This is a genomic window from Pseudomonas sp. DCA-1 (assembly GCF_046523955.1).
Classification (GTDB): domain Bacteria; phylum Pseudomonadota; class Gammaproteobacteria; order Pseudomonadales; family Pseudomonadaceae; genus Aquipseudomonas; species Aquipseudomonas putida_Y.
In genome coordinates, this window is sequence record NZ_CP169881.1 from 2,138,193 (window position 1) to 2,164,455 (window position 26,263).

22 protein-coding genes and 5 pseudogenes are annotated in these 26,263 nt (G+C 62.5%); 14 read left to right on the forward strand and 13 right to left on the reverse strand.

Features of this window, described 5'->3' with window-relative positions; genetic code table 11:
- Positions 1 to 5: 5 nt before the first annotated feature.
- Positions 6 to 134: pseudogene (locus tag ACE4QZ_RS10205) on the reverse strand (IS5/IS1182 family transposase); the annotation flags it as partial.
- Positions 135 to 295: 161 nt separating this feature from the next.
- Here ACE4QZ_RS10205 and ACE4QZ_RS10210 point away from each other — a divergent pair.
- Positions 296 to 1,252 (forward strand): RHS repeat-associated core domain-containing protein, encoded by a 957-nt coding sequence (locus ACE4QZ_RS10210; protein WP_050439962.1) that lies wholly within the window; start codon positions 296 to 298, stop codon positions 1,250 to 1,252.
- A gap of 109 nt (positions 1,253 to 1,361) precedes the next feature.
- Here the strand turns inward: ACE4QZ_RS10210 and dsbG are convergent, their stop codons facing one another.
- From dsbG to dsbD, 3 genes are read right to left on the reverse strand one after another with little or no spacing between them, the layout of a single operon-like run.
- Positions 1,362 to 2,120 carry a thiol:disulfide interchange protein DsbG gene (gene dsbG, locus ACE4QZ_RS10215; protein ID WP_021784462.1) on the reverse strand — a complete coding sequence of 253 codons (759 nt, stop codon included), beginning with the start codon at positions 2,118 to 2,120 and terminating at the stop codon, positions 1,362 to 1,364.
- 1 nt (position 2,121) lies between these two features.
- Positions 2,122 to 2,958 carry a TlpA disulfide reductase family protein gene (locus tag ACE4QZ_RS10220; RefSeq protein WP_103462262.1) on the reverse strand — a complete coding sequence of 279 codons (837 nt, stop codon included), beginning with the start codon at positions 2,956 to 2,958 and terminating at the stop codon, positions 2,122 to 2,124.
- Positions 2,958 to 4,673, reverse strand: a complete 1,716-nt coding sequence (gene dsbD / locus ACE4QZ_RS10225) for a protein-disulfide reductase DsbD (RefSeq protein ID WP_103462263.1) — start codon at positions 4,671 to 4,673, stop codon at positions 2,958 to 2,960. The genes ACE4QZ_RS10220 and dsbD overlap by 1 nt, the downstream gene beginning before the upstream one ends.
- 573 nt (positions 4,674 to 5,246) lie before the next feature.
- On the opposite strand from dsbD, the gene ACE4QZ_RS10230 reads away from it, so the two are divergent.
- From ACE4QZ_RS10230 to ACE4QZ_RS10250, 5 genes are read left to right on the forward strand one after another with little or no spacing between them, the layout of a single operon-like run.
- Entirely contained in the window at positions 5,247 to 8,078 is a 2,832-nt protein-coding gene (locus tag ACE4QZ_RS10230; RefSeq protein WP_053870492.1) for a xanthine dehydrogenase family protein molybdopterin-binding subunit, read from the forward strand.
- A complete protein-coding gene (locus tag ACE4QZ_RS10235) occupies positions 8,071 to 8,607 on the forward strand; it encodes a (2Fe-2S)-binding protein (protein WP_084850713.1) in 537 nt (178 codons plus the stop codon). The genes ACE4QZ_RS10230 and ACE4QZ_RS10235 overlap by 8 nt, the downstream gene beginning before the upstream one ends.
- A 2-nt stretch (positions 8,608 to 8,609) precedes the next feature.
- Entirely contained in the window at positions 8,610 to 9,821 is a 1,212-nt protein-coding gene (locus ACE4QZ_RS10240) for a cytochrome c (protein ID WP_028698365.1), read from the forward strand.
- Between the two features lie 3 nt (positions 9,822 to 9,824).
- Complete coding sequence (locus ACE4QZ_RS10245) at positions 9,825 to 10,796, forward strand: XdhC family protein (protein ID WP_028698364.1); 972 nt, start codon at positions 9,825 to 9,827, stop codon at positions 10,794 to 10,796.
- Complete coding sequence (locus tag ACE4QZ_RS10250) at positions 10,793 to 11,359, forward strand: nucleotidyltransferase family protein (RefSeq protein ID WP_028698363.1); 567 nt, start codon at positions 10,793 to 10,795, stop codon at positions 11,357 to 11,359. Before ACE4QZ_RS10245 ends, ACE4QZ_RS10250 begins: the two co-directional genes overlap by 4 nt.
- Before the next feature lie 16 nt (positions 11,360 to 11,375).
- Here ACE4QZ_RS10250 and ACE4QZ_RS10255 read toward each other — a convergent pair whose 3' ends face one another.
- From ACE4QZ_RS10255 to ACE4QZ_RS10270, 4 genes and pseudogenes are all read right to left on the reverse strand, one after another.
- Positions 11,376 to 12,002, reverse strand: coding sequence for a GAD-like domain-containing protein (locus ACE4QZ_RS10255; RefSeq protein ID WP_003254259.1), 627 nt, complete (start codon positions 12,000 to 12,002; stop codon positions 11,376 to 11,378).
- A gap of 22 nt (positions 12,003 to 12,024) precedes the next feature.
- Complete coding sequence (locus tag ACE4QZ_RS10260) at positions 12,025 to 12,642, reverse strand: GAD-like domain-containing protein (RefSeq protein ID WP_279935040.1); 618 nt, start codon at positions 12,640 to 12,642, stop codon at positions 12,025 to 12,027.
- 18 nt (positions 12,643 to 12,660) lie between these two features.
- Positions 12,661 to 12,771 (reverse strand): hypothetical protein, encoded by a 111-nt coding sequence (locus ACE4QZ_RS10265; RefSeq protein ID WP_230065350.1) that lies wholly within the window; start codon positions 12,769 to 12,771, stop codon positions 12,661 to 12,663.
- Between the two features lie 12 nt (positions 12,772 to 12,783).
- Positions 12,784 to 13,317, reverse strand: a pseudogene (locus ACE4QZ_RS10270) (DUF6861 domain-containing protein); the annotation flags it as partial.
- 125 nt (positions 13,318 to 13,442) lie between these two features.
- Here ACE4QZ_RS10270 and ACE4QZ_RS10275 point away from each other — a divergent pair.
- Together ACE4QZ_RS10275 and ACE4QZ_RS10280 are read left to right on the forward strand one after the other, a co-directional pair.
- Positions 13,443 to 13,690 (forward strand): annotated as a pseudogene (locus ACE4QZ_RS10275) (winged helix-turn-helix domain-containing protein); the annotation flags it as partial.
- A pseudogene (locus ACE4QZ_RS10280) lies at positions 13,590 to 14,081 on the forward strand (two-component sensor histidine kinase); the annotation flags it as partial. The pseudogenes ACE4QZ_RS10275 and ACE4QZ_RS10280, both read left to right, overlap by 101 nt.
- A gap of 88 nt (positions 14,082 to 14,169) precedes the next feature.
- Here the strand turns inward: ACE4QZ_RS10280 and ACE4QZ_RS10285 are convergent.
- A complete protein-coding gene (locus tag ACE4QZ_RS10285; RefSeq protein WP_103444708.1) occupies positions 14,170 to 14,787 on the reverse strand; it encodes a GAD-like domain-containing protein in 618 nt (205 codons plus the stop codon).
- A gap of 108 nt (positions 14,788 to 14,895) precedes the next feature.
- Positions 14,896 to 15,542 (reverse strand): annotated as a pseudogene (locus tag ACE4QZ_RS10290) (DUF6861 domain-containing protein); the annotation flags it as partial.
- Positions 15,543 to 15,799: 257 nt separating this feature from the next.
- Here ACE4QZ_RS10290 and ACE4QZ_RS10295 point away from each other — a divergent pair.
- The 3 genes from ACE4QZ_RS10295 to ACE4QZ_RS10305 all read left to right on the forward strand — a co-directional run bounded on the left by ACE4QZ_RS10295 (position 15,800) and on the right by ACE4QZ_RS10305 (position 19,290).
- Positions 15,800 to 16,483, forward strand: coding sequence for a response regulator transcription factor (locus tag ACE4QZ_RS10295; RefSeq protein ID WP_020193358.1), 684 nt, complete (start codon positions 15,800 to 15,802; stop codon positions 16,481 to 16,483).
- Positions 16,480 to 17,811 (forward strand): ATP-binding protein, encoded by a 1,332-nt coding sequence (locus ACE4QZ_RS10300; protein ID WP_274119008.1) that lies wholly within the window; start codon positions 16,480 to 16,482, stop codon positions 17,809 to 17,811. The genes ACE4QZ_RS10295 and ACE4QZ_RS10300 overlap by 4 nt, the downstream gene beginning before the upstream one ends.
- Before the next feature lie 87 nt (positions 17,812 to 17,898).
- The gene (locus ACE4QZ_RS10305) at positions 17,899 to 19,290 is read left to right on the forward strand and encodes an aspartate aminotransferase family protein (RefSeq protein WP_021784831.1); all 1,392 of its coding nucleotides are present in this window, start codon (positions 17,899 to 17,901) and stop codon (positions 19,288 to 19,290) included.
- A gap of 74 nt (positions 19,291 to 19,364) precedes the next feature.
- Here ACE4QZ_RS10305 and ACE4QZ_RS10310 read toward each other — a convergent pair whose 3' ends face one another.
- The 3 genes from ACE4QZ_RS10310 to ACE4QZ_RS10320 all read right to left on the reverse strand — a co-directional run bounded on the left by ACE4QZ_RS10310 (position 19,365) and on the right by ACE4QZ_RS10320 (position 23,203).
- Positions 19,365 to 20,486: a cupin-like domain-containing protein gene (locus ACE4QZ_RS10310; protein ID WP_021784832.1), complete on the reverse strand. Its 1,122-nt coding sequence runs from the start codon at positions 20,484 to 20,486 to the stop codon at positions 19,365 to 19,367.
- 64 nt (positions 20,487 to 20,550) lie between these two features.
- Positions 20,551 to 21,840 (reverse strand): aminotransferase class V-fold PLP-dependent enzyme, encoded by a 1,290-nt coding sequence (locus ACE4QZ_RS10315; RefSeq protein WP_103444705.1) that lies wholly within the window; start codon positions 21,838 to 21,840, stop codon positions 20,551 to 20,553.
- Between the two features lie 16 nt (positions 21,841 to 21,856).
- Positions 21,857 to 23,203, reverse strand: a complete 1,347-nt coding sequence (locus tag ACE4QZ_RS10320) for a dipeptidase (RefSeq protein ID WP_021784834.1) — start codon at positions 23,201 to 23,203, stop codon at positions 21,857 to 21,859.
- Positions 23,204 to 23,385: 182 nt separating this feature from the next.
- Between ACE4QZ_RS10320 and ACE4QZ_RS10325 the strand changes: the two genes are divergently transcribed.
- From ACE4QZ_RS10325 to ACE4QZ_RS10335, 3 genes are all read left to right on the forward strand, one after another.
- Positions 23,386 to 25,011, forward strand: a complete 1,626-nt coding sequence (locus ACE4QZ_RS10325) for a twin-arginine translocation signal domain-containing protein (RefSeq protein ID WP_021784835.1) — start codon at positions 23,386 to 23,388, stop codon at positions 25,009 to 25,011.
- 122 nt (positions 25,012 to 25,133) lie between these two features.
- Positions 25,134 to 25,610 carry a sigma-70 family RNA polymerase sigma factor gene (locus ACE4QZ_RS10330; RefSeq protein WP_028698354.1) on the forward strand — a complete coding sequence of 159 codons (477 nt, stop codon included), beginning with the start codon at positions 25,134 to 25,136 and terminating at the stop codon, positions 25,608 to 25,610.
- Between the two features lie 168 nt (positions 25,611 to 25,778).
- Positions 25,779 to 26,258 (forward strand): hypothetical protein, encoded by a 480-nt coding sequence (locus ACE4QZ_RS10335; RefSeq protein ID WP_021784837.1) that lies wholly within the window; start codon positions 25,779 to 25,781, stop codon positions 26,256 to 26,258.
- Positions 26,259 to 26,263 lie beyond the last annotated feature (5 nt).

The following is a 26,263-nucleotide window of genomic DNA, read 5'->3' on the forward strand; positions in this document are numbered from 1 at the left end:
CGGCAGTCACTGGTTTTTCCGCCAGAGAGGAGGAAGCGCAGCGGTGTCACGTTGGCGTCGCAGAGCATGTGGATTTTGGTTGTCAGGCCACTACGACTGGGTTCTAGAGCGTAATCGGCAGGCTCATCAGGCGGCCTTTTTCGAGCGCCAGGTGACGAACTGCTGCCCGATCTCAGGAAAATTGAAAGTCATTCACGGTTTACCTACCATTTTTACCAGTTCCCCCTATCTTTGCGAGGGATTCAATATGGGTAACCGCGTATCCTATTTACTCCGGAGATATGGAGCTACCAGCATGGAAAGTTCATCAAACTCGTCTTTCTTCTATCAGGGGAGGTCCCTTGTTTCGATGATGCAGGGGAACCAGCTTCGCTCCGTTTTTCGGACGCCTGATATGCCCTTGGCCGAGCAACGAGTCGATGGTGGTGAGGCATACCATCTGTTCTCGACAGACGGCAAGGCCTCGGTGCTGTCAGTGCAGGAAACTGATAAAGGGGAACAGCACGCATACTCTGTATACGGCCACGATCCGAAATTACCGTCAACGCTTACGTTACTAGGCTTCAATGGCGAAGCTTTCACTCTGGTTTCGGGTTGCTATGCACTAGGCAATGGCTATCGATCATTCAATCCCACTTTGATGCGGTTCACCTCGCCTGATAGGCTGAGCCCGTTTGGAAAGGGAGGGGTAAATGCGTACTGTTATTGCAGTTGCGATCCTGTCAATAATGTGGACCCCAGCGGCCGGATGATGCGCAGGATAAGCCCTGTTTTGATACCGAAGCCGGTCAGTATCATAATTCCCAAGTCGGTCATTACAATCAATTCCATAAATGAGCCTGATATATTCTCTAAAGTCATCAGTTATCTAGACCTGCGTAGTGCGGCGGCACTTTCAAGGGTCAATAAACATGTTTACAGTATGACCAGGGCGGCCTTTTCTAAGATGGAGGTTTCGCTGAGTGATCCTGAAAAATTGCTCGCTGCCTCGCAAAAGGGTACCGTCGGGCCGGGTGTTGGCCAATCCTATGAACTTTTGGTAAAAAGGCCAGATATAAAACTTCCTCCCCAGTCAAAGCATGATGGTGCGAGGGAGCAACTTATACGAGATATTGATGCCGCCAGAAAATTTCGCGCGGCTCAACGAAGCAGGTTATCTTCGTTCGACTCGTCGTCGGGATCAGACTCCGAGGATGAGCTCCAACGCATTAGTCAAGGAATACGCAAAGCGATGAATGGCCCGCAGTTGTAGGAGCAACCGCGGGTTTGGTCGGGATGCCTGTATCGATGAGTCTGTGGTTGAGGATTCAACCGCGAATAGGTCCGTACACGTTCAGACACTCTCCCCGACGATCTTACAGTCAGCGCTTGCCCAGAATCTTCCCAAGCATCTCCGGCCGTGGTGCCCCTTGCTGGCTTTGCAGGTTGCCTTGCTCATCCTGATAGAAAATGGCTGGGGTCGCCTGCAACCCCATCTCTTCCATCAACGCCATGTTCGCCGCCAGCTTCTGTTGCACAGCCTCTGGCACCTGTTCCAGCGCCTTCAGCGTGCTGGCCTTGCCGGCCTTTTCATGCTGCTGCAGTGCCTTGGCCGGGTCTTTCGCCGCCAGCAGCGCCGCCGACTTGCCCGGGCTGTCTTCGCGGATGATGCCGACCATGATATGGCGCAACTGCACCTTGCCCGACTCCACCCAGGGCCGCGCCTGTTCCCAGAACATGTTGCAGTACGGGCAGTTCGGGTCGCTGAACAGGTACACCTTGCGCGGCGCATCGGCCTTGCCGTCGGCGATCCACGCGGTCTTTTCCATTTTCGCCCAGATTTCCTTGCTCATCGGCGCGTATACCAGCTTTTGCAGCGGCTCGGCGCTCAGGTCCTTGCCCTGTTCGTCGAACAGGCTGCCGACCAGCACGTGCTTGCCGTCGGCGGTCAGGTACAGGGCCAGGGCGTTGTTCTGGTACTCGGCGGCATAACCGCGCAGGCCGTTGGGCGCATCGAAGCTGCCCTTGATCACGGCGCCCTTGGCTTGCAGTTGCTGAACCGCCTTGGGCAGTTCTTCGGCCTGCAGGGCAGGGGAGGCCAGCAGGGCCAGGGACAGGGGCAGCAGTGCAGTCAATCGCATGTCAGTTTCCTTGTGCGGCAGGGGCGGGCGCAATGGCCCGGTCGAAAGGTTCCAGGGCGTGGCGCAGGCTGGCCCGGGACAGTTCGCCCAGGTGGCTGCCGACCAGACGCCCGTTGGCGTCGTAGAACAGGGTGGTGGGCAAGGCCATGGAGCCGACGCGCTGGGCCAGCAGGCCGGTGCCGTCGAACAGCACGTGTGTCAGGCTCAGGCCGGTGGTGGCGAGGAAGGTGCTGACGTTTTCCGGGGTCTCTCCCTGATTGACGAACAGGAAGGTCACGTGCGGGTAAGCGCTTTGTGCCTGTTGCAGCACGGGCATCTCACGCCGACACGGTGGGCACCAGGTGGCCCAGATGTTGATGACCAGCGGCTTGCCGCGGTAGCTGTGCAATGCCACGGCCTGGCCGCTGGCGTTGCGCAGGCTCAGGTCGGGCAGCTCGGTGCCTTTGCTGTACAGGTGGCCGCCGAGGCTGGCCAGGCCCCAGAACAGTGCGCCGCTGAACAGCGCCCAGCCTAGCGGGCGACGCAGGCCAGGATGGCGCCAGCCCTGCCATAGGGCTCCGAGCACGATGCCGACAAGGCCCGACCAGAACAGGAAGCCGCCATCGCGAATGTCGATGATTTGCAGCGGGTCGTCCTGATACATCGGCCAGTAGGCCAGCACGAAGCCGGCGCGGGCACACAGCAGGCCGATCAGGAACAGGTTGAACAGCGCCGATTCCGGGCTCTCGCCGCCACGTCGGGCAACCCACCAGCCGACAATGCTGGCAATCACCAGGGCGGTGAGCATCAGCAGGTGGTTGAGGGCCATGGTCAGGGGCCCGAGTGTTATGGTCAGCATCAGCCTTGGCTCCTGGTCTGGGCCCAGTGTTGCTGGAACGCTGCTGCATCAACTTCACCGGTGATGCGCCGCGCGCGTCGTTCTTCGCCTTCCGGGCCGATCCAGATGATGCTAGGCGGGCCGGGTACCTGGTAGCGCTGCAGCAGGGCCTTGCTGGCCGGGCTGTCGGCGGTCACGTCCAGGCGCAGCAGGTGCACGTTGGCCAGGCCGGCCTGCACGTCGCTGCGGGCGAACACCTGTTTTTCCATGACCTTGCACGACACGCACCAGTCGGCATAGTAGTCGAGCATCACCCACTGGCCGCGGGCTTTGGCCGCATCCAGCTCACGTTGCAGGTCTTCGGGGCGGCTGACGGTGACGAAACTGTCTTCGGCATGCAGGCCAGCGGCCGCTGTGCTGTCCCCCCCGGTGAACGGGCGTAGCGGCTGCCAGAGGTCGTCGCCGCCGGCTGCCGCACCGACCAGCAACAGGCCGCCCCACAGGGCGCCCAACAGCGGTACGGCGCGCAACGCCGGCAGGCGCTGCAGGCCCGGCCAGGCGGCCCAGGCCAGGGCGATCAGCCAGGCGCCGCTCAGTGCCAGCAGCAAGGTAGCGGGCAGCAGGCTGCGCACGGTGTACAGCGCCATGGCCAGGAACACGAAGCCGAACACACCCTTGACCCGGTTCATCCATGCACCTGGGCGCGGCAGATAACGGTTGCCCAGGGTTACCAGCAACAGCATCGGCACGCCCATGCCCAGGCCGAGGCTGAACAGCACCAGGGCCCCTTGCAGCACGTCGCCGCTCTGGGCGATGTACAGCAGTGCGCCGGCCAGTGGTGCGGTCATGCACGGACCGAGCAGCAGGCCAGACAACGCGCCCAGCAACGCCGCGCCATACAGGTTGCCGCCACGGGTACCTTGCCCGGCGCGGTCCAGGCGGTCGCGCACGACGGCGGGTAATTGCAGTTCAAAGGCACCGAACATCGGCAGCGCCAGCAACACGAACAGGCCCGCCAGGCTGCCCAGCAGCCAGGGTTGCTGCAGCCAGGCCTGAAGGCTGGCGCCCAGCAGCGCGGCAACCACACCCAGGGCGGCGTACACCAGCGCCATGCTCAGCACATACACCCCCGCCAGCAGCCAGCCGCGCCGGGCACTGGCGCCATTGCCCAGCACCAGCCCGGCAAGGATCGGCAGCATCGGCAGCGAGCAGGGGGTGAAGGCCAGCAGGAGTCCAAGGCCGAAGAACGCCAGCAGGCTCCAGGCCAGGTGGCCTTGCTGAAGGTTACTGGCCAAGGCCTGGTCGCTGGCTTGCTCGGCGGCTGGCGCCACACTGCCGCCCAGGTCGATCAGCGTGGTTTGCGGGGGGTAGCACAGGCCGGCGTCGGCGCAGCCCTGCCAGCCCAGGCGCAATTGGCCCTGGGCAGTGGCCGGCAGCAGCAGTTCGAGCTGGTCGCGGTACACCGCGCTGTCACCGAAGAACTCGTCATGGTGGTTGAGCGCTGGCGGCAGCTGCGGGTGTTGCTCTGCAGGCAGGCCGTCGAACTTCAGGCGCTTCTGGTACAGGTAGTACCCCTGCTTGATCTGGAAGTACAGGCGCATCTGGCCGTCGGCCTGGCGGTCGTGGGTGAGCACGAAGGCTTGGTCAACCGGCAGGAAGTCTGGTTTCACGTCGAACGGGTTGGCTTGCAACGGGCCGGCCAGTAGTAGTGTGAGGAAGAGCAGGAGAACGCGCATGTCTTCGCCTTGGCAAATCGGGGAATGGGGCCATGCTGGCTGGGGTTGATTAAATGAAGGTTAACGCTGGTTTTTGGGCTGGGAGAGCATAAGGGCTTACAGGGGTTCGTCGCGGCATTTTCAGCGCCTGGGGGATCGAGCGCCGCCCGCGCGGCGCATCGCGAGCTGCGCTCGCTCCTACGTTTGTTTCGGGCCAGTTATTTCTGTGAAATTTGCGCGCGTACGCCTTGGCGCATGGCGCGATATCGCGTCGTACAAACAAAGCGGTCGCGCGCGCCTGTAACAGGCGTTACTGGCCAAAAACAAACGTAGGAGCGAGCGCAGCTCGCGATGCGCCGCGCGGGCGGCGCTCGATCCCCCAGGCGCTGAAAACCCCAGGCGCTGCCCCCCCCCAGGCGAACACCTACCAGCCCCCCCCAATCCCGCCCGTCACCCCAGACACACCGCGACATATTGTCGGCTTGACTTTGCCTATGCCCACCCAATTGCTGTAAAGTTGACGCACGAGTCAGCTTTCCCGCCAGTACTAGAATCAAAAACAGGGCAGACCCCCTGCTGCCCAGAGGATCCAACATGTCCAACCGTGATATTTCCCGGCGCGCTTTTTTGCAAGGCGGCCTGATCGCTGGTGTCGGTGTGACCATGGCGCCATTAGGCAGCCAGGCATTCGCCGCGCTGATGGAGGAGCGCGTCACCACTTCGCCGCAGAAGTGGATGAACCATGATGGCAAGGCGCGTTTCCGTAACGATGCCTTGTCCAAGGTCTGCGGCGACAAGGTGTTCGCCCGCGACATCCGCGCCAAGGACATGCCCGGGTGGCCCGCGCAGCAGGGCCATGCGCTGCTGCTCAAGGCCACCACGGTTGATCGTATCTATGCCGGGCATGACCTCAGCCTGCTCGGCACCGACCTGCAGCCGGACCGCATCGTCACTGCCGCCGACCTCGAACAGGACGGCATTGCCTGGCCCGAGGCCCATTCGCCCGACCCGCTGCTGCCGCCCGGCAAGGTGCCGATGTTCATCGGCCACCCGGTGGCGATCCTGATCTGGCACGACTTCGAGCGCTTCCGCCAGGCCAAGCGCAAGCTGCAGTTCAATCAGCAGGCGATCCGTTACGGTGCCCAGGCGCCGCTGTACCAGCGCGACCCTTATGGCAGCTTCCGCTTCGTGCGGGTGGGCGGCGCCACGCCGTTCGACGACGATGAGTTCTCCAGCCTGAAGAACTCCATGCTGTTCCCCACCATCCTCAACCGCAAGCCGGTGTGGTCGAAGCAGCCCAACCAGCACGGCGACCTGACCGAGCAGGGGTTGTTCTACGCCAAGCGCATGGCCGAGCAGCTGGACAACCCGCCCGAGGACTGGCTGGTGTTCGACGAGCGCTACAAGACGCCGTCCATCGAACCTGCCGCGCTGGAGCCGGACAACGGCAACGGCTGGTACGACCCGGCCACGGGCACGCTGCACTTCGTGGTCGCCACCCAGTGCCCGTTCGAAGTGGCGCAGGAATGCGTGCACATGATCAAGCCGTCGCGCTTCGCCCTGAACACGCTGAACATGCACCCGGGCTACACCGTGGGCTATGGCTCAAAAGACAACAATATCTTCGTCTTCTATGCCGCGGTGGCCGCGCTGTACGGCGCCGGCGTGCCGATCCGCCTGGCCAACGACCGCTACGAGCAGTTCCAGAGCGGCATCAAGCGCCATGCCTTCGATATCCGCTACCAGCTGGCGGTGGACAAGAAGGACAACAGCTTCAAGATCTTCCGCGCCGACATGAGCTGCGACGGCGGCGGGCGCATCAACTACAGCCCGTCGGTGGCAGCCGTAGGCGCCACTGCAGCGCAGTCGATCTACTACATGCCGCAGAACGACCTGTCGGTTACTGCCTACTATTCCCGCGGTGTCGAGGCCGGCTCCATGCGCGGTTATGGCACCCTGCAGAGCATGGCAGCCACCGAGATGATGGTGGATGAGATCGCCGGCCGCCTGGGGGTCGATGCCATCGACCTGCGCCGCGCCAACGCGCTGAAATCGGGCATGAAGAACACCCAGGGCGCGGTGCCGGCGGGCGCGCTGCGGCTTTACGAGATCCTCGACAAGGCCGCTGTGCATGAATGGTGGCGCGACCGCGACGCACGCAAGCGGCAGATGGACGCGCAGGATCAGGACCACTGGTATGGGGTGGGCTTTGCCATTTGCCAGAAGGACTTCGGCACGGGCTCCGAAGCACCGATGGCCAGCATCGAATTCAGCCGCGACGGGCGTATCAGCCTGCGCCACATCGGCACCGAGCTGGGTACCGGCATGTCCACCTCCCAGGCTTTGGTGGTCAGCGATTTCCTCGGCCGCTCGGCCGACGAGGTAACGACGGCAGTCACCGAATGGCCTGAGCTGCAACTGAGCACCAGCGGCAACCCGTACCTGATCAGCCAGCCTGAGCAGGACGCCGCGCTGCGCAACCCGCGCTGGGTCGGCAAGCTGGCGTCGCCCTCGTCGGCGACCAACTCGGCCTTCTACTTCAGCCATGCCACCCGCGAAGCGGCGCGTGTGCTGTTCAACCATGGCCTGTGGCCGGCGGCCATGGCGATCTGGAGCCAGGGCCCATATGGCGGCCAGGCCAACCCACTGGTGGTGCGCCGCGAAAATGCGGTGTGGGTCAACGGAGAGCTGACTGGTAACGGTCTGCAGCCGATTCCGTTCGCCCAGCTCGCACAGAAGGCCCACGACATGGGCTTGGTCACCGGCGCCAGTGTGCACGGTTTCAACCGCTGGAGCTGGGCCGAGGCCGACTTCGTCATCGACGGCGTGCGCGAGCGTTTACCGCTCGACGCGGTGGCGGTGAAATACGGCGATGGGGCGGTGAATGCCAAGAAGGCGCAGATGAACAGCCATGGCTACCACCTGCTCGACCGGCAGAATGCGGCCTACCCCGACACCCAGCTGAACAATGCCATGGTCACCTACTATAGTCCGGTGGCGACCATCGTCGAGGTCAAGGTCAACAAAGGCACCTTGGAGACGCAGGTGCTCAACCACCACAGTTGGGTCGAGTGTGGCCGTGTGCTGGTGCCGGAACTGGTCAAGGGCCAGCTTGAAGGCGGGATCGCCATGGGCATTGGCCATGCACTGACCGAAGAAATGCCGTTGTACGAGGGTGGGCCCGGGGAGGGCGACTGGAACTTCAACCGCTACCGCCTGCCGCATGCGCGCGATGTGGCGGTGTGGCAGCAGACCAGCGAAATCCTCCCGCCGCTGTCACCGACCGACCCGTCCAAGGGCATCGCCGAAGTGGTGATGATCCCGGTCGTCGGTGCCATCGGCAATGCCGTCGCGCATGCCATCGGCAAGCGCGTGCGCGATCTCCCCATCACCCCAGCCCGTATCAAGGAGGCCCTCAATGGCTAACCGTCCACTGCAACTGACGCTCAATGGCCAACCGGTCGGGCCGGTCGAGGTCCCTGCGGACCTGGCGATGATCGACTACCTGCACGAACACCAGAACCTCACCGGTTCGCGCCTGGGCTGCGGCCAGGGCATCTGCCACGCCTGCGTGGTGATCGTCGACAACCCCGACGGCACCAGCGAGGAAGTGCGCACCTGCATCACCGGCGCCCATTACTTCGAAGGCAAGAAGGTTCGCACCATCGAAGGCCATGCCAAAAAAGACGAGGCCGGCAACCTGACGCTCAACCCGATCCAGCAGAAGTTCGTCGACCTGTTCGCCTTCCAGTGCAGCTACTGCGCCCCAGGCTTCGTCAACGCCGCTACCGTGCTGGTGGAAACGGCCCAGCGCCAGCCGCTGAAGAAGAGCGAGGTGCAAGACCGCATCGAGGCCAGCCTCGGTCACCACATCTGCCGCTGCACAGGCTACGTGCGTTACTACGATGCCACCCGCAAGGTGCTCAATGATCTCGGCCTGGTCAAGGAGGGTTGAACATGGGCTTCGTACGTAGCGCTTCGGCGTTGGTCCTCGGGCTGGCTGCCAGTTCGTTTGCCCTGGCGGCCGATGATGCGCAGGTCAAGCGCGGTGAATACCTGGCCCGCGCGGCCGACTGCATGGCCTGCCATACTGCTGAAGGCGGCGCGCCGTATGCGGGTGGCCTGCCTATCCATTCGCCGTTCGGCACCATTTATGGCAGCAATATCACCCCGGACAAACAGTACGGCATCGGCAACTACAGCGCCGACGAGTTCTTCGCAGCAGTCACCGAGGGCAAGCGCAAGGACGGCGCCAACCTCTATCCTGCGATGCCTTACACCTCGTACCACCTGATCAAGCGTGAAGATTCGGACGCGATCCTCGCCTACCTGATGACCATACCGCCGATCAACCGCCCGGCACCGCAGACCGCGCTGCGCTTCCCGTTCAACGTGCGCATGGGCCTCAGCGGCTGGAACATGCTGTATGGCAAGAGCGTGCAACTGCAGCCGACCGAGGGCAAAAGCCCGGCCTGGCAGCGCGGCCAGTACATGGTCGAGGTCATGGGCCATTGTGGCGAATGCCATACCCCGCGCAACCCGATCGGTGCGCTGCAGCAGGACCAGCGCCTGAGCGGCGGCCTGTTGGGTGGCTACCTGGCGCCAAGCCTGTTGGCCCAGGACCTGGCCGAGCGCGGCTGGACCCAGCCGGACCTGACCACCTTCCTCAAGCACGGCATCAGCGCCCAGGGCAGCATGTTCAACGAGATGTACCCGGTGGTGCACCACAGCACCCAGCACCTGGAAGATGCAGACCTTGCGGCCATGGCCACCTACCTGCTGGGCGACCAGCCGCCGCCGGCCAAGGCTATCGAGACTGTTGCCCTGGAGCAGATGAGCGACAGTGCCAAGCGGGGCCACCAGCAGTACCTGAACGTCTGCGCCGGCTGCCATGGGGTCGACGGCGAGGGCAAACCGCACATCGCCGTGGCCATGCGCGGCAACACCGTGCTGCGCCAGGCCGATTCGCGCAATCTGGTCAAGGTGATCCTCGAGGGCATCCGTGAACAGCAGTTCACCGGCTTCGAGCGCATGCAGCCGATGCCGGGCTTTGCCGACAAGCTGGATGACCAACAGGTGACGGATATGGTCAACTACCTGCGCCAGGCCTGGGGTGGATTGCCCGGTGACCTGAACGTACAGCAGCTCGCCGAGCTGAAGGCGGAGTAAAGCGTGCAGCATCTCGATCTACAGGTGGTCCGTCAGGCTTTGCAGTGGTCCTGCAACGGCCAGCGCGTATGGTTGTGCACGGTGCTCGCCACCTACGGCTCGGCGCCGCGTGCACCGGGTTCGCTGCTGGCGGTGAACGCCAGCGGCCAGTGGCTGGGCTCGCTGTCCGGTGGCTGCGTCGAAGACGACTTTCTCGAGCGTGTGGCCCTGGGTGAGTTTCCGGAGCCGGTTGCCATCGTGCGTTATGGCGACGGCAGCGACCCGCGTTCGCGCGTGCGCCTGCCGTGTGGCGGTGTGCTGGAAGTACTGGTGGAGAACCTGCCGGTTGAATGCGAGGTGCAGGCGCATCTGCGTGAGCTGGAACGTGCGCTGCTGGGCCAGCGCCGGGTACTGCGTGAGGTGAGCCTGCCAACGGGTACCCGCCAGCTGCTCGATGACCATAGTCAGGGGCCACGGGTCGAACGGGAAAATGCCCAGGTGCGCTTGCGTGTCGGCGCCGCCCAGCGGCTGCTGCTGGCCGGCTATTCCAGCGTGGCGCATTTTTGTGCCGAATTTGGCAGGGGGCTGGGTTTTGAGGTCATCCTTTGCGAGCCGCGTGATGAAGTGCTCGACGGCGTCGTGCTGAATGGCATAGAGGTACGCCGCGAGCTACCGTCGGAATTCATCGCCAACGGCGGATGCCATGCCGATACGGCAGTGGTGGCATTGACCCATGATCCAAAAATCGATGACCTGGCCATGCTTGAAGCCGTGCGTACCGAAGCGTTCTACATCGGCGTGATGGGCTCCAAGGCCACCTCCGACAAGCGTCGCGAACGCCTGCAGCGAATTGGTGGCCTGGGCTACGACGAGCTGGCGCGCATCCATGCGCCGATTGGCCTGAACCTGGGCAGCAAGACCCCGGCCGAGATCGCCCTGGCGGTACTGGCCGATATCCTTCGTGCGCGCAACGGCATCGAGCGGGCGGCGCTGTGAGCGTGGTTGCGTTGGTATTGGCGGCAGGCAGCAGTGTGCGTTTTGGCTCTGACAAGCGCCGTTCGCTGCTGGCTGACGGTCGAAGCTTGCTGGTGCACAGCGTAGAGAGCGCCTGCGCAGTGTTCGATGATGTGCGGGTGGTGTTGCGTGAAGGGGAGCGAGGTGTGGACCTGGGGTTGCCAGCGCGGTGCAGGGTGGTCTCCAGTCCGGATTTCACATTGGGCATGGGCCATAGCCTGGCGGCCGGGGCCGCTTCGCTGGCTGACAGCGAGGCGCAGGCAGTAGCGATTCTGTTGGGTGATATGCCCTGGGTGGCGTCCGCGACCCTGGATTTGCTTGCACGCGAGGCCAGTGGGTCAACGATAGTCCTGCCTTGTCATGCCGGACGACAGGGCCATCCGGTGTTGTTCGGGCGTGATTTCTGGCCGGCGCTTGCCCGGCTGAAGGGTGATGAAGGGGCGCGTTCGGTGGTCAAGGCCAACCCGGCGGTTTGCGTCAGGCTAGAGGTGCAGGATGCCGGTGTGTTGCAGGATGTCGATAGGCCGGATGCGGTGCGCCCTTGAATGCGTTCGTCAAAGGCTATTCATCTTCTTCGCCAGTGAGTTCATAGGGTTCGAGTTCGCTCAGTTGGGAAAGCAGCACCAGATGCTCCACTGCCTTCAGCTTTTCAAGACGCTCAAGGCTGTCTGGGCCTCCCAGCATCAAGGCGGGGACAAAGCCATACATTTCGTCTGAGCCCAGGGTGCCGAGCCGTTCCCTGGCAGGTTCGAACAGGTCGTCGAAGTAGACGCACTCGGTCATCAGCCACATGAGCAAACCGTGGATCTTGTTGTCCCGTTCTTCGTCGCCTGAGCTGTGAGCGCCATCGAGGTAACGGGAATGGTAGGCCGCGATGGTCAGCACCGAACCGGTTTTCTCACCCCATAGGTACAGGTCGCCAAAAGCGCTGCGGGCGATGAGGTGATAAGTGTCGCATGCTTCGAAGTGCGTACCTGCCAACCAAGAGGCCACTACACCCTGGTATTCCTGAGGATTTACAAGCCAGAACAAGCCGCCGCCGTAGCCGCACCAGCCGTGGTCTTGCCAGTATTCAAGGAGGCGATTGGGGAGTTTGCCTTGGTAATGATCGACAGCGGCAGGTGGTACGGGTTGCTGGCCGATGGGTTCGCCGAAGGTTTCCAGGAAAATGCTGAAGATGACATCCATTCGTTTAGGTCCTTTTGTGTGCTCAGAAGTCAGAGAAGCTGTAGGGTTCGAGTTTGGTGATTTGAGACAGCAAAATCAAATGCTCTATTGCTTTAAGTTTTTCTAGGTTTTTGAGGTCGGGGCGCCCTCCCAGCATCAATGCAGGAACAAATGCATATATCTCATCTTCTTTCAAGATGCCCAGCTTTTTCTTCGCGGGCTCAAAAAGGCTTTCAAAGTCGTTGTGTTCTTTTTTTCTTGATAGAAAGAAGCTTTGGACCTCTCTGGTTGCTTCCGTTTCAGTGAGTGTGCAGTTTTCACCTGTGTAACGGGACAGAAGACTTGTGATTTTTACTGAAAAGCCACTGTTCTCTCCCCAAAGATACAGGTCGCCGAAAGCGCTTTTGGCAATCAAGTGGTAAGTGTCCCGGTTTTCAAGGAGGGTGTCCTCGGTCCAGGATGAGACAACGCCCTCATAGTCCTGTGGATTAACCAGCCAGAATATACCTTCGCCAAAACCACACCATCCATGCTCTTTCCAGTATGCAAGTAACAACTCTGGAAGTTTTCCTTTATAGCGATCAATGCTGGATGGGGGCACCTCTCGACGGGAAAAAGGCGCGCCTATATTGTCAAGGAATATGGAGAATACCTCATCCATTTGCGATGCCTCTTATTGTTAGCACTTATGAAGTCTTACATTCATGTAAGTCGAGTGGGTGCCGAATTTCGGCGATTTTTCCGCGGCCTCTTTGATGCTGGCTAGTCTATTTCGCCATTGAGCACCAATGCTGGAGTTGACCCAGAACGGGCCGGTACCTTCATTGCCGCAGGTGCCTTCCCAGGCGAAGCGGATGCCATCGACGTAGTACTCGCCGATACGCGGCAAGCCCTCGACGAAGAACTCGGCAATGGAAGCCAGCCCCAGCGCACCGAGGATCCAGCCGCTGACTTTGAGGCCTATGGCCGCGCCCGCGCCGGCAAACGGAATGGTTCCGGCGCCGCCAGTGAATGCGCCAACCCCCGCTCCAAGCAGGCCGCCGGTAACGGTGCTGCCGATGACGATCATCGCCATCTGCTGCACAACCCTCAGCAGTTCGTCGACGATGCTGTTGATGTCGAGGTCGGCGAAGCGCTGGCGTAGCATGTGCGCCGCCTGCCATTCAGCCTGGTAGAAGGCTGTGCGGACAGCTTCTATCCGGCGCAGGTTGAGGCCCAGTGAGGCGACCTCTTCATTGAGGCTGGTGCGGAACTGGCCACCGCTTTGGTAGCCCACCATGGCGATGACACGTGACTCGATCTCGTGCCATGAGGGCACGAGGTAATCCAGGTACATGAGGTGTCTCCCTGACAACGTGTGCAGGGGGAAATCCCATCATGGATTCGGATCAGAGGTTTCTGGGTCAGTTGTAGGAAAGGGCAACTTCGTTTCTGTTGTGTTCGAGAAGCTCGGGAATTGGGTCCCGCCGTGAGCAGGCCCTGCTCCAGGCGCTGCTGCAGAACCCGGGCGAGTGCTGTCCAGCGAGCAACTGAAAGACTGCGTGTACGGTTTCAGCGACGAAGTCGAGAGCAACGCCCTGAACGTGCACATCCACCACCTGCGCCGCAGATGGCATGGCCTGTCAGGTCAGCTCGCTGCGTGGCGAGATCCTCGCCAGCAACCACAAGCACGATGGTGCCATGGACGACGAGCGCAGCGGGTTCCGTGACCAGACCATCGACGATGCGCTTTGGCGCACCTTCACCTACAACCACGGCGATGTGCGCATCACCACGGCCGATCGGCACATGGAGCGCGAGGCGCTGAACCAGTCGATTCTGCTGGCGGCATCGGCGCCGGTACTAATGGCCCTGCTCGGCAGCCTGGGGCTGTTGTGGATCGGCCTTGGCAAGGGCCTGGAGCCGCTCAACTGCGTGCGTGATGCGTTGCGCAGCAGGCGTGCGGACAGTCTCGAACCGCTGCAGGTGGCGGGCATGCCCAGCGAGTTGCAGACGTTGCTGGAAACCCAGAACCAGCTGTTCCGGCGCATTGCCCAGACCCTTGAGCGTGAGCGGCGGCTGACCGACGGTGCGGTGCGCGAGCAAGCGCTGGAGCATGCAGGAATGGCCAGGCTGGCAGACGCATCCAGTATCAACGCCGGACGAAGCCGTGCATCTCATCCGCCGCTTTTCACAGCCAATACTGTGTTTAGAAGTCAGAAAAGCTATAGGGTTCGAGGGTGGAGATCTGTGCAAGTAGTACTAAGTGCTCGACAGCTTTGACTTTTTCTAGGTGGGCAAGATCGCAGGGGCCACCGAATGCCAAGGCTGGAACGAAACCATACATCTCATCATGATCGAGTTTGCCTAACTTGTTATATGCAGGCTCGAATAAATCGCCAAAGTCGTTGGACTCCCGCTCGACCAATAGAAAGAAGCCTTGCACCTCCTTGTCCATGTTGCCTGCATCAAGTTCATTCACTCTGCTGCAGTATTGTGAAGTGTGGGCTACGATGTCTAATGAAAACCCGGAATTTTCTCCGTACAGATAGAGATCACCAAAGGCGCCCCGAGCGATGACATGGTAGGTATCTCGCCCTTCGAGCGCAGTGCCTTCTATGAATGAGGCGGCTACGCCCTCGTAGTCTTGCGGATTGACCGTCCAGAATATTCCATCACCATATCCGCACCATCCGTGCTCGGTCCAGTATTCCAACAGTTTCTTCGGCAATTTACCGCTGTAGCGCTCGATGCTAGAAGGTGGCACCTCCTGCCTGAAAATCGGCTCGCCCATTTCTTCTATGAAGAGGGAGAAAAATTCGTCCATTGTCGCGCTCCTTATCTTGTTAGCATTTGTGCAGTCTGACATTTAAAAAGCCTGATGCACGGCCATCTTTGGCTTGTTCTTCGACTGATCTTGTCAGCTCTCCTACCCGCCGCGCCCGCGGGTGAGGTACGACACGATTGCCCCAACAACAGCACCACGACTTCCACATGGCCTTGGGCAATCTGATGCGTGGCCCGGGATATCGCATAGGGGTCGTCCCGGCAGAACGGGCCGGTGCCTTCATTGCCGCAGGTACCTTCCCAGGCGAAGCGGATGCCATCGACGTAGTACTCGCCGATATGCGGCAAGCCCTCGACGAAGAACTCGGCAATGGAGGCCAGCCCCAGCGCACCGAGGATCCAGCCGCTGACCTTGAGGCCCATGGCCGCGCCTGCGCCAGCGAACGGAATGGTTCCGGCGCCGCCAGTGAATGCGCCAACCCCCGCGCCAAGCAGGCCGCCGGTAACGGTGCTGCCGATGACGATCATCGCCATCTGCTGCACGACCCTCAGCAGTTCGTCGATGATGCTGTTGATGTCGAGGTCGGCGAAGCGCTGGCGTAGCATGTTCGCCGCCTGCCATTCGGCGTGGTAGAAGGCTGTGCGGACAGCTTCGATCCGGCGCAGGTTGAGGCCCAGTGAGGCGACTTCTTCATTGAGGCCGGTGCGGAACTGGCCACCGCTTGGGTAGCCCACCATGGCGATGACACGTGACTCGATCTCGTGCCAGGAGGGCACGAGGTAATCCAGGTACATGAGGTGTCTCCCTGACAGCGCGTGCAGGGGGAAATCCCATCATGGATTCGGATCAGAGGTTTCTGGGTCAGTTGTAGGAAAGGGCGACTTCGTTTCTGTTGTGTTCGAGAAGCTCGGGAATTGGGGTTGAGGCTGCGAGGGAAAGGGTGGCGACCCGCACGGCGCTCGATCTCCCCCAACCCTCCCCAAAAGGTCCATAATCCCCCCTTAATCCGCCCAAGGTGCAATACCAGCCACACCACACCGGGAGCCCCACCATGCACGTTCTGCTCTGCGAGGACGACGACCTGATCGCCGCCGGCATCTGCGCCGGTCTCACCGCCCAGGGCCTGACCGTGGACCGTGTGGGCAACGCCGCCGATGCGCGGGCAATGCTGCAGGCCGCGCAGTTCGACGTGATGATCCTCGACCTCGGCCTGCCCGACGAAGACGGCCTCAAGCTGCTGCGCCGCCTCCGCGAAAAAGGCGAGACCCTGCCGGTACTGGTGCTCACCGCCCGCGATGCCGTCACCGATCGTGTCGATGGCTTGCAGGCCGGTGCCGACGATTACCTGCTCAAGCCCTTCGATCTGCGCGAGCTGGCCGCACGCCTGCATACCTTGCTGCGGCGGGTGGCCGGGCGGGCGGTGAACGTAATCGAGCACGGCCCGCTGCGCTATGACCCGAGCAGCTGCGAGGCGACCCTGGCCGGCCAGCATGTCGACCTGTCCCGCCGCGAGCAGGCCCTGCTTCAGGCGCTGCTGCAGAACCCCGGGCGAGTGCTGTCCAGCGAGCAACTGAAAGACTGCGTGTACGGCTTCAGCGACGAAGTCGAGAGCAACGCCCTGAACGTGCACATCCACCACCTGCGCCGCAAGCTGGGTAACGGCATTGTCGAGACCGTGCGTGGCCTGGGCTACCGGCTGGGTCCGGCGCAGGCACCGCAAGAGGCTGCATCATGAGCCTGCGGGTACGCCTGAGCCTGATCCTCGGCAGTGCCTTCGTGATCATCTGGGCACTGGCCGCCGCGTGGATGCTGCGAGACCTGCGCCAGCAGATGATGTTTTCCCTCGACCAGCGCCTGGTGGCGTCGGCGCGTATGGTCGCCGGGCTGATCGACCAGTTGCCGCAGCCGCTGACCGCCAAGGGCGGGGAGGCGCATATTTCCGCCGACCAGTTCAGCGTACCGGATGGCATGGCCTGCCAGGTCACCTCGCTGCGTGGCGAGATCCTTGCCAGCAACCACAAGCACGATGGCGCCATGGACGACGAGCGCAGTGGGTTCCGTGACCAGACCATCGACGATGCGCTTTGGCGCACCTTCACCTACAACCACGGCGATGTGCGCATCACCACGGCCGACCGGCACATGGAGCGCGAGGCGCTGAACCAGTCGATTCTGCTGGCGGCATCGGCGCCGGTACTGATGGCCCTGCTCGGCAGCCTGGGGCTGTTGTGGATCGGCCTTGGCAAGGGCCTGGAGCCGCTCAACCGCATGCGTGATGCCTTGCGCCGCCGGCGTGCAGACAGTGTCGAACCGCTGCAGGTGGCGGGCATGCCCAGCGAGTTGCAGCCGTTGCTGGAAACCCAGAACCAGCTGTTCCGGCGCATTGCTCAGACCCTCGAGCGTGAGCGGCGCCTGACCGATGATGCCGCGCATGAACTGCGCAGCCCGCTGACCGCGATCAAGACCCACCTGCAGGTGGCACGCATGACCGACGGTGCGGTGCGCGAGCAGGCGCTGGAGCATGCCGAGCAGGGCACCGACCGCATGCACCGCACGCTGGAGCAGTTGCTGATGCTGGCGCGGGTGGAAGGCAGCCTGTCATTCGAGGACGGCGTGCAGTGCAGTGCCGAGCAGGTGGCCCATCAGGCGGTGCAGGACGCCGGAGGGGGTGACAACCGCCGTATCGTGCTGCGTTTGCCTGAAGAAGCCACGCAGATCTACCTGGGCATGCCCGCTCCGTTGGCAGTGGCAGCGCTGCGCAACCTGCTGGACAACGCCCTGCGACATGGTGGCGATAAGGCGGTGGAGCTGGAGGTGCAGATGGCCGACGGCCAGGTGGGCTTCATGGTGCGCGACCACGGGCCAGGGATTGCCGAAGCGGACCTGGAGCACCTGACCGAGCGCTTCTGGCGCAATGGGCAGAGTGGTGGTTGCGGATTGGGGCTGGCGATTGTGCAGGCGATCGTGCAGCGGTGTGCCGGCAGCCTGCGCTTTGACAGCCGTAGTGACGGCTTGCGGGTCTTCTTGCAGGTACCGGCGCGTCCTGGGCACAGACAGAAATAAAATCCAGTAACAACCGCTAAATCCTCCCCGCACTCAAGCGTTTCCAAAGCGATAACCGCCCATCCGCTTGCTTGCGAGGATTCACCCATGTCCACCGCTTCCAGCCTTGCCCGGGTTGTTCCGGCCAGCGTGCCGCAACCTTTGTACGAATTCACCGATTCGCCTTTGCTACAACGCCAGCAACAGCAAGAGTCCAACGCCCGCAGCTACCCGCGGCGCATCCCGCTGGCGCTAAAGCGCGCCCGGGGCATTCATGTCGAAGACGTTGAAGGCCGCCAGTTCATCGACTGCCTGGCTGGCGCTGGCACTTTGGCGCTGGGGCATAATCACCCGGTAGTAGTCGAGGCAATCCAGCGCGTGCTGGCTGACGAACTGCCGCTGCATACACTCGACCTGACCACACCGGTCAAGGACCGCTTCGTCCAGGACCTGTTCGGCATCCTGCCCGAGGCGCTGCGTCGCGAGGCCAAGGTGCAGTTCTGCGGCCCGACCGGTACCGACGCCGTTGAAGCGGCGCTCAAACTGGTGCGTGGCGCAACCGGGCGCAGCACCGTGCTGGCCTTTCATGGCGCCTACCATGGCATGAGCCAGGGCGCGCTGAGTCTGATGGGCAGCCTTGGCCCCAAGCAGCCACTGGGGGCGTTGCTGAGCAGCGGTGTGCAGTTCATGCCGTACCCCTACGACTACCGCTGCCCGTTCGGCCTGGGCGGTGAAGCCGGGGTCAAGGCCAACCTGCATTACCTGGAAAACCTGCTGCTCGACCCGGAAAGCGGTGTGCCGCTGCCCGCTGCCGTGATCCTCGAAGTGGTGCAGGGTGAGGGCGGGGTCATTCCGGCCGACATCGAATGGCTCAAGGGCGTGCGGCGCATTACCGAGCAGGCGGGCGTGGCGTTGATCGTTGACGAGATCCAGAGCGGCTTTGCCCGTACCGGGCGCATGTTTGCCTTCGAGCACGCCGGTATCGTGCCCGATGTGGTCACCTTGTCCAAAGCCATCGGTGGCAGCCTGCCGCTGGCGGTAGTGGTCTATCGCGACTGGCTGGACACCTGGAAGCCGGGTGCGCATGCCGGTACCTTCCGTGGCAACCAGATGGCCATGGCGGCCGGCTCTGCGGTGATCAACTATCTGGTCGAGCATCGCCTGGCCGAGCATGCCGAAGCCATGGGCCTGCGCCTGCGCCAGCACCTGCAGCAATTGCAACGTGACTATCCGCAGTTGGGTGATGTACGCGGGCGTGGCTTGATGCTTGGGGTCGAACTGGTCGCGCCGCAGGGCGAACGGGATGCGTTGGGGTACCCGCAGGCCAACCATGAGCTGGCGGCCACGGTGCAGCGCGAATGCCTCAAGCGCGGGTTGATTCTGGAGCTGGGCGGGCGGCATGGCGCGGTGGTGCGCTTCCTGCCGCCGTTGATCATCAGCGCTGAACAGATCGATGACGTGGCTCAGCGCTTTGCAGAGGCGTTGATCGCGGCAGTCTGAACCTTTGTCGGGGCCGCCTCGCGGCCCATCGCCTGCGCCAATGGCCCATCAAGACCAGGTTGCCGTCACGCCGGTTACCAGCCGCGTCCGGAGTCTACCCAGAAGTTCACGGACAGCGACGTGGACACTGACTCTACCTGGTGGAACCAGCCCTCGGGCAGGAACAGCAAGTCGCCGGCCTGCAACACCACACGCAGGAAGGGCACCTCACGGGCTTCGGGGAAACGCTCGTAGTCGGGGGCGTCGGGGTTGAAATCACAGCCGTCCAGGCCGCCCTTCGGGCTGGTTGACCAGGTGCCCAGTGCGGCGCGATGGTGCGGTGCTGCCAGGATGAACGATTTCTGCCCCCAGACCTGGGCGAACAGGTTGTCGGTATCATCCCGGTGCAGCGGTGTAAGCGTGCCTTTGGGGCCGATCCAGATACGCGGTGGAATGAAGCGCTGGCGTTCGAAGTAGTCCGGGTAGCGGATCAGGGCCTGGAGCTTTTCCGGCACGATATTGTTGCCCATATAGGCGGGGGGCTCGCCAGGCTTGACCGGCTGGTCCAGCGACGCGATGAAATCAGCCATGGAGGTGGCGCGAAAGTCGCGATCAGTGGAGAAGGTCTTCTTCACATAATCACCATGCCGGGTAATGCCCTGTAGCTCGGCAAAGTGTGCCAGCGAGGCGTCGCGGCCCATGGTGAACAGCGGCCAATCGCCAAGGGCGTCGCTCAGCACCACTGGCAAGCCCGTTGCCAGGTGCTCTCGATCGAAGCGCGACGGTGGCATTTCGGCCCGTGACAGGCGTCGTACAGCATGCAGCAAAGGTTGGGCTGCCGAGATGTGTTCGCTGTGACGTGCTGGCGTGGGATAGCGCTGGTTCATCGCTGCCTTGCTGGCTGTCGCGCCTTGCCGCGCGCTGCTGATGACCTGCGGCAGCAAGGTTGCCAGGCCCATGTTGCCGGTAATTTTCAGGCGTGCACTGGCGAACAGTTCCTCGACGTCGACAGTGCCCGCCATGATGCCGAGGAAGTCTTCTTCGGCCACCTCGAGGGTGACGTCCGGCGTGTCATGCCGGCCACGCCCGGTGCACGTGTTGTCGCATACCTCGGACCAGTAGCTGAGTCCCTGGCCGAAGTCGAACTGGAACACGCCTTCGATGCCGACGGCATGGGCATTGACGAACAGTTTTTCGAGTATGCGCTGAAGGTCCACGGTAAGCCTCGTCGGTTGTCGTTGTGCAGGGTTGGCATGGGCGCGTGTGGCCGCGCCCGGGTTGTCAGGCGCGCAGGCGTTGGCGCAGTACTTCGACCAAGCGGTCGATTTCCGCTTCGGTATTCAGCAAACCCGGCGCAGTGCGCACCACTGGCCCGGCATCGCGCGACACGGCGTCGACGATGATGCGTTGGCTAGTCAGGTACCTGGCCAGCTCGTCGGCATCCTGGCCTTTGCCGCGAAAGAAGGTGAAGCCCGCCGAATGGGTGCTGCTGCGCGGCGTCACCAGTTCGATGGCAGGCAGGCTTTCCAGCTGTTGCTTCAGGTAGTCGTTGAGAGCGTGGATGCGTGCCTGCACGGCAGCCTTGCCGGTTTGCAGGTGCAGTTCGAACGCCTTGCCCAGGGCCCAGCGGTGCTCGAAGGCGTGGTAGCCGCCCGGGCTCATGATGGTGGCGAAGTCTTCGTTTTCCGAGAAGGTGGCGATGCTCGGTTGCAGTTGCCCCAGTGCCGAGGATGCGGCGCAGATGATGCCTGTCCCCCGGGGACCGAACATCCACTTGTGGGTCCCGGAGATGAAGTAGTCGCAGTTCAGGTCGGCGAAGCGCATGTCCTCGACGCCAAGCCCGTGAACTCCGTCGATCACATACAGGATATGGTCGCGTTCGTCCCTGTTCTGATTGATCTCGCGTACGAGTGCACCGATTTCGCCAACCGGCAGTTTCACCCCGCTGCCCGAATGTACCCAGGTCATGCCCAGCACGCGTGTTTGCGGGGAAATGGCGGCACGCAAGGTCCCCAGCACCTGGTCGGTGCTCACCTGCCAGGGTTGCTCGAACAGGCGCAGCCTGCGTACCGGGTTGCCATCGCGGGCGCTGCGGTAGTTCATGGTTTGCCGTGCGGCGGAATGCTCGTGCACCGTGGTCAGGATTTCCTGGCCGGGTGCCAGCTTGATGCCGCCATAAATCAAACCCAGGCCCTCGGTAGTGCTGCCCGTCAGGGCAATCTGGCGTGGCGCCACCTCCAGGTAGCGTGCGGCCCATTGGCGTACCTCAGCCTCGTGCTTCCACTCCGACTGGGCATCCCAGTCGACCATCAGCGCCGGGTGACGGTCGAAACGTGCACGCAGGGCCTCGATGGCTTCGCGTACCGGTCTTGGATGAGAGGTGATCAGGAAGTTGGCGAAGTGCGCATAGTTCGGGTCGAGCTCGAACAGGCGGCGAAAATCGGCCCATCTTCGGTTGCCGGCGCTCGGTATCGGCGTGGCGGCCTCGGCACCGGGTAGCAGATGGCCGGCGAGCGGCAGGCCGGCAGCGAGGAGGCCAGCCCGTTTGAGAAAGTTGCGGCGGTCGTTCATAAAGGTGCCCAATGGCTTAGCGCAGTGAAGTGTCGGTACCGCGGGCGGCGTGCTGCACTTGTTCCCAGACGCGCAGGAAATTGCCGCCCCAAAGCTTGGCGATATCGGCTTCGGAGTAGCCGCGGGTAATGAGTTCGGCCGTTACGTTGCGTGCCTCGCTGGCGTCGTGCCAGCCATCGATGCCGCCGCCTTCGTTGAAGTCCGAACTGATGCCTACGTGATCGATGCCGATCTTGCGCACGGTGTAGTCGATGGCATCGCCATAGTCCTTCAGGGTCGCGGGCGGCTCTTGTTCGAGGATGGCATAGAGCTCGTTGGCATATTGTCCGACCTTCTGCTCGGGCCAGCCGGCGATGACCGGGTCGCCAGGCATCAGCGCATAGTTCAGGTCAGCCAGTGGCGGCAGGGCGTAGCGGGCGCGCAAGGTATTGAGCTTTTCCTGGGTCTGTGCGCTGAGCGGCTTGAGGTAGCTGGAGAACGCGACCAGTTGCACGACCCCGCCGCCTTCCTTGATCAACTGCATTTCCTTGTCGGACAGGTTGCGGTTGATATCGACCATGGCCCGTGGTGCCGAGTGCGACGCCACCACCGGAGTACGGCTGAGCTGAATGACCTGGTTCAGCGCCTTGCTGGACATCTGCGAGACATCGATGATCACGCCCAGGTCATTGAGCCGCTGTACGGCGCGCTTGCCGATGGGGGACAGACCCTCCAGCGCATCGACAGTGTCATTGAAGAACGGCAAGGGGCGAGATGAGTCGGCCCAGCTATTGTTGCCGACGTAGCTGAAGCCGAACATACGCACCCCGCGTGCCGCCCAGCGGTCGAGCTGGTCGATATCGTCCCCCAGCGCATACGCATTGAGCATGCTCAGGAACACCGCGAACTTGCCTTCGCCGTGCAAGCGCCGCATGTCCTGCGGGGTGTAGGCGATGGCGACACGTTCGGGGAAGTCGCGCACCATCGCGGTGATGGCGTTGTAGCGCACCTCCTGGGTGTGGCGGGCGGCCTCGACGAAACCTGGCGTGGGGCGATGCGGGCTGTTTGCGCCCGTCCAGGATTCGGGCCAGGCAAAGATGGTCAGCGCCGCGCCAGACAACCGCCCTTGGGCAGCCTTGGCCAGGTCGAAGCGGCCCGGCCCGTCCTTGTCGGCTTCGCTGCCTTCGTTGCCGAAGTCCAACGGCAAGGTGACATGGCTGTCGAACGAGATGATGCGCTCCTGTAAGTCGTTGGCTTGACGAACGACCTCCCGGGGGTAGCCGCCAGGGGCCGCGAAATGGTACCAGGCAGCCAGACCGGCACCCGCGGCGGCTGCCGCAGCCAGGCTGATGTACAGGGCTTTTTTCCAGCGTGGTGTCGTCATCTTGGTCTCAGTAGGTTCGCCGTCGAGGGAGGGCACAGAGGCCGCCGCTACCTGGGGTGAACGAGTCGACACAGAGGAAATTTAGCCGGCCCGGCCGAGGCGTTAAATTTCTGCGCAGGTACAACGTTCTAGCCTTGGACGGGCCGTGCTCCATGGCCGCTATGAACGCACAGGTAGTTGCAATGACGATTTCTCGACGCGGGTTCATCGCCGCTGTGGCATTGACGGGCGTGGCGGTGCCCGGTGCGCTGTATGTGCAGCGCCAGCGGGATGCCGATGCGTTTCCGGAAACGCCTGGCGAGGCTGTTGTCGAGTTGGCCGATACCCGCCTGCAGCAGCTGGGCGACATCCTGCGGGGCATCTGGCGCTGGACTGCACATGGCAAGGATGCCCAACTGCTGGGTATGCCCGACGGGGAGCTGGAACTGTTTCTGGATGTCGCCAGCAATGGCCGGGGGCTGCGAGGTTACCTGGACACCGCCGATCGCTTGCGCAGTGAGCAGGAACCACGTTATCGGGTCATGGGTGACTTGCTGACGGACAAGCCCGGGACGTTGCGCTGGCGGCTGTTTTCAACCGAGCCCGGTGCAGGGCGTGCGCGCTATGAATGCCATGTGGTGCTCGATGAGGTCTGGGGCGCCTATGGCAATGCCGGGCCGGCAACGCTCAATGGTCGTATCTCGGCCCTGGACCGCGCCCTGTCTCTGCCTGTTCTGGACAATGGCTTCCTGGCCTTGAAGCGGCCTTTCCCGGAGGCTCGCGAACGTACGCCGCTGTCGCCACAGTTGCTGGCTTGGCTCATTTCGCCGGAGCACCGGCTGTTTCACCAGTTATGGCACGCATCGCGGGACAAGTGGCACAAGCTGGAAGAGGACAAGCAATCCGCCCTGCGTGGTCTGGGCTGGCAACCCGGGCCGCGGGGCCAGGAGCGTGATGCGCGTGGCAGGCACAAGGATCGCAACGGTTCCGGAGAAGACTTCCTGTTCATGCACCGGCACATGCTCGGCAGTGCCAGGGCCCTGCAGGACCTGCCCTCGTGGACGCGGTTCCCGCTGCCTCAGCCGGAGCTCGAGCGTGACCGCGTCGGTTTCGCCCGTTACTTCGACAACTGCGACGGCAATGCCTTGCCACCGACCTGGCTGGCCCATGACGACCAGGAGTACACCCAGTGGGTACGCGACATCAAAAGCCCGGATACCTTCCATGGCAACTTTCAGGTCTGGGAGTCGCGGTACAGTGATCCGGAATATCTGAGCAAGCTGACCTTGGGGCAGTTCGGCTCAGAGCTGGAACTGGGCCTGCATGACTGGTTGCACATGCGGTGGGCGGCGGTGCCGCGCGACCCGTCCAACGGTATGCCGGTGCCCGCAGCACGTACCCCGGGGGATTTTGCTGAGCGCTGGTTTGAAGCACGTAACGATTTTCTTGGCGACCCGTTCTCGTCACATGTAAACCCGGTGTTCTGGCATTTTCATGGGTGGATCGACGACCGAGTCGACGACTGGTTCCGCGCCCACGAGCGGGTTCACCCGGGCGAGATCCGCCGCTTGCAGGTGAATGGTGTGCCCTGGTTCGCACCCGGGCGTTGGGTAGAGGTGGCTGACCCGTGGCTAGGTCCCGATACCCATGGCTGTTCCACGGTGCCGGGCCTGAGACCTGGTCGAAGCCTCGAGATGGACCCGGAAACCATGAAGCTGGCGTTACGCATCATTTATGGCAATGAAGACCTCTTTGCCCGGCTGCGACCACGGGTGCCGCAGCGCCCCTGGTATGCCCGCAATCTCAAGGTCGTGCGGGCATCGGGCTGACAGTGGGCCCAGCGCAGGTGTGCGTTGCTGAGAATCATTATATTTTGTAAGATCGCACGCTGATATCACTCAGTTCTGCATCTGCCCCGTCGTGGGTGTGCAGGACGATTCCAGGTGTGTTTGTGGAACGTTACTATCGTGAATTGGTGAGTTTCCTGTCCGCGCGCCTGGGTAACCGTCAGGCGGCAGAGGATGTTGCCCACGATGCCTACCTGCGGGTACTGGAGCGAACGGACAACGGGCAGATCGAGCATCCGCGCGCTTTCCTTTACCGTATCGCCCTGAACCTGGTGGTCGACCGCCATCGTCGCCATCTGGTGCGTCAGGCCGAACCGCTGGAGATACTTGACAGTGATGAGGGCTGTCATGTGCCGGCGCTGGCGCAGGAACTGCAGCTCAACCAGCGCCTGGCCCTCATGCAGCGGGCACTGGACGAACTGAGCGGCCCCTGCCGCGAATGCTTCCTGCTGCGCAAGATCGAAGGCCTGTCCCATCTGCAGATCGCCGAGCGGCTGGGCATTTCGCGTAGCCTGGTGGAAAAGCACATCGTCAATGCCATGAAGCACTGCCGGGTGCGCATGCGGCAATGGGAATCCTGATTGCCAGGTTAAAGGCAAATGCAAATTCCGTCAGTCAATCACTTGATTTATGCGGCTTTCCCGACTTCTATCAGATAAGACCGTTGCCGTACATGGCCTTGGCAGTAGCCGTTACTGGCGCAGTATGGTCATGGAGCGTGCCCATTACCTAATGGCCTAGGTCCGACCATGGCAAACAAGACTCTGCGCATTCTCATCGCCGATGCACACCCGTGCCAGCGCCTGCAGCTGGAACGGTTGCTCAATGGTTTGGGCTATTACCGGATAGCCCCAGTGGATAGCTTCGAGGAGCTGCAGCGCCTGGTGCAGTGCGCCTTGCAGCCCTTCCACCTGTTGCTGGGCAATATCGAGCTGGCCAGCCATTGCGGAGTAGACCTGGAACGCTTCTGCCGCGTCAGCACACAGATCCAGCACGCCCTGCTTTACCATTCCAGCCAGTTGAAAGTGCCAGCAGTGCCGCAGACCGAGCGCCAGGCGGTCAGCCTGAGCCTGCCACAGGTGCCCGATAACGAGGCGCTGGAGACGTTCATGGCAATCATCGACGCACCGATGCTGGTCGGCAAGCTACCGCTGCCGAGCACCCTGGCGGCCAGTACAGCGCGGCCACGGCCGCGAGCCAACTTCGCGCATACGGTGTTCAACCGCTAGCGGTG

Bases quoted from the DNA above. Each gene is read 5' to 3' on its own strand.
- ACE4QZ_RS10210 (WP_050439962.1), top strand. From the start codon at position 296: ATGGAAAGTTCATCAAACTCGTCTTTCTTCTATCAGGGGAGGTCCCTT.
- dsbG (WP_021784462.1), bottom strand. From the start codon at position 2,120: ATGCGATTGACTGCACTGCTGCCCCTGTCCCTGGCCCTGCTGGCCTCC.
- ACE4QZ_RS10220 (WP_103462262.1), bottom strand. From the start codon at position 2,958: ATGCTGACCATAACACTCGGGCCCCTGACCATGGCCCTCAACCACCTG.
- dsbD (WP_103462263.1), bottom strand. From the start codon at position 4,673: ATGCGCGTTCTCCTGCTCTTCCTCACACTACTACTGGCCGGCCCGTTG.
- ACE4QZ_RS10230 (WP_053870492.1), top strand. From the start codon at position 5,247: ATGTCCAACCGTGATATTTCCCGGCGCGCTTTTTTGCAAGGCGGCCTG.
- ACE4QZ_RS10235 (WP_084850713.1), top strand. From the start codon at position 8,071: ATGGCTAACCGTCCACTGCAACTGACGCTCAATGGCCAACCGGTCGGG.
- ACE4QZ_RS10240 (WP_028698365.1), top strand. From the start codon at position 8,610: ATGGGCTTCGTACGTAGCGCTTCGGCGTTGGTCCTCGGGCTGGCTGCC.
- ACE4QZ_RS10255 (WP_003254259.1), bottom strand. From the start codon at position 12,002: ATGGATGTCATCTTCAGCATTTTCCTGGAAACCTTCGGCGAACCCATC.
- ACE4QZ_RS10260 (WP_279935040.1), bottom strand. From the start codon at position 12,642: ATGGATGAGGTATTCTCCATATTCCTTGACAATATAGGCGCGCCTTTT.
- ACE4QZ_RS10285 (WP_103444708.1), bottom strand. From the start codon at position 14,787: ATGGACGAATTTTTCTCCCTCTTCATAGAAGAAATGGGCGAGCCGATT.
- ACE4QZ_RS10295 (WP_020193358.1), top strand. From the start codon at position 15,800: ATGCACGTTCTGCTCTGCGAGGACGACGACCTGATCGCCGCCGGCATC.
- ACE4QZ_RS10300 (WP_274119008.1), top strand. From the start codon at position 16,480: ATGAGCCTGCGGGTACGCCTGAGCCTGATCCTCGGCAGTGCCTTCGTG.
- ACE4QZ_RS10305 (WP_021784831.1), top strand. From the start codon at position 17,899: ATGTCCACCGCTTCCAGCCTTGCCCGGGTTGTTCCGGCCAGCGTGCCG.
- ACE4QZ_RS10315 (WP_103444705.1), bottom strand. From the start codon at position 21,840: ATGAACGACCGCCGCAACTTTCTCAAACGGGCTGGCCTCCTCGCTGCC.
- ACE4QZ_RS10320 (WP_021784834.1), bottom strand. From the start codon at position 23,203: ATGACGACACCACGCTGGAAAAAAGCCCTGTACATCAGCCTGGCTGCG.
- ACE4QZ_RS10325 (WP_021784835.1), top strand. From the start codon at position 23,386: ATGACGATTTCTCGACGCGGGTTCATCGCCGCTGTGGCATTGACGGGC.
- ACE4QZ_RS10335 (WP_021784837.1), top strand. From the start codon at position 25,779: ATGGCAAACAAGACTCTGCGCATTCTCATCGCCGATGCACACCCGTGC.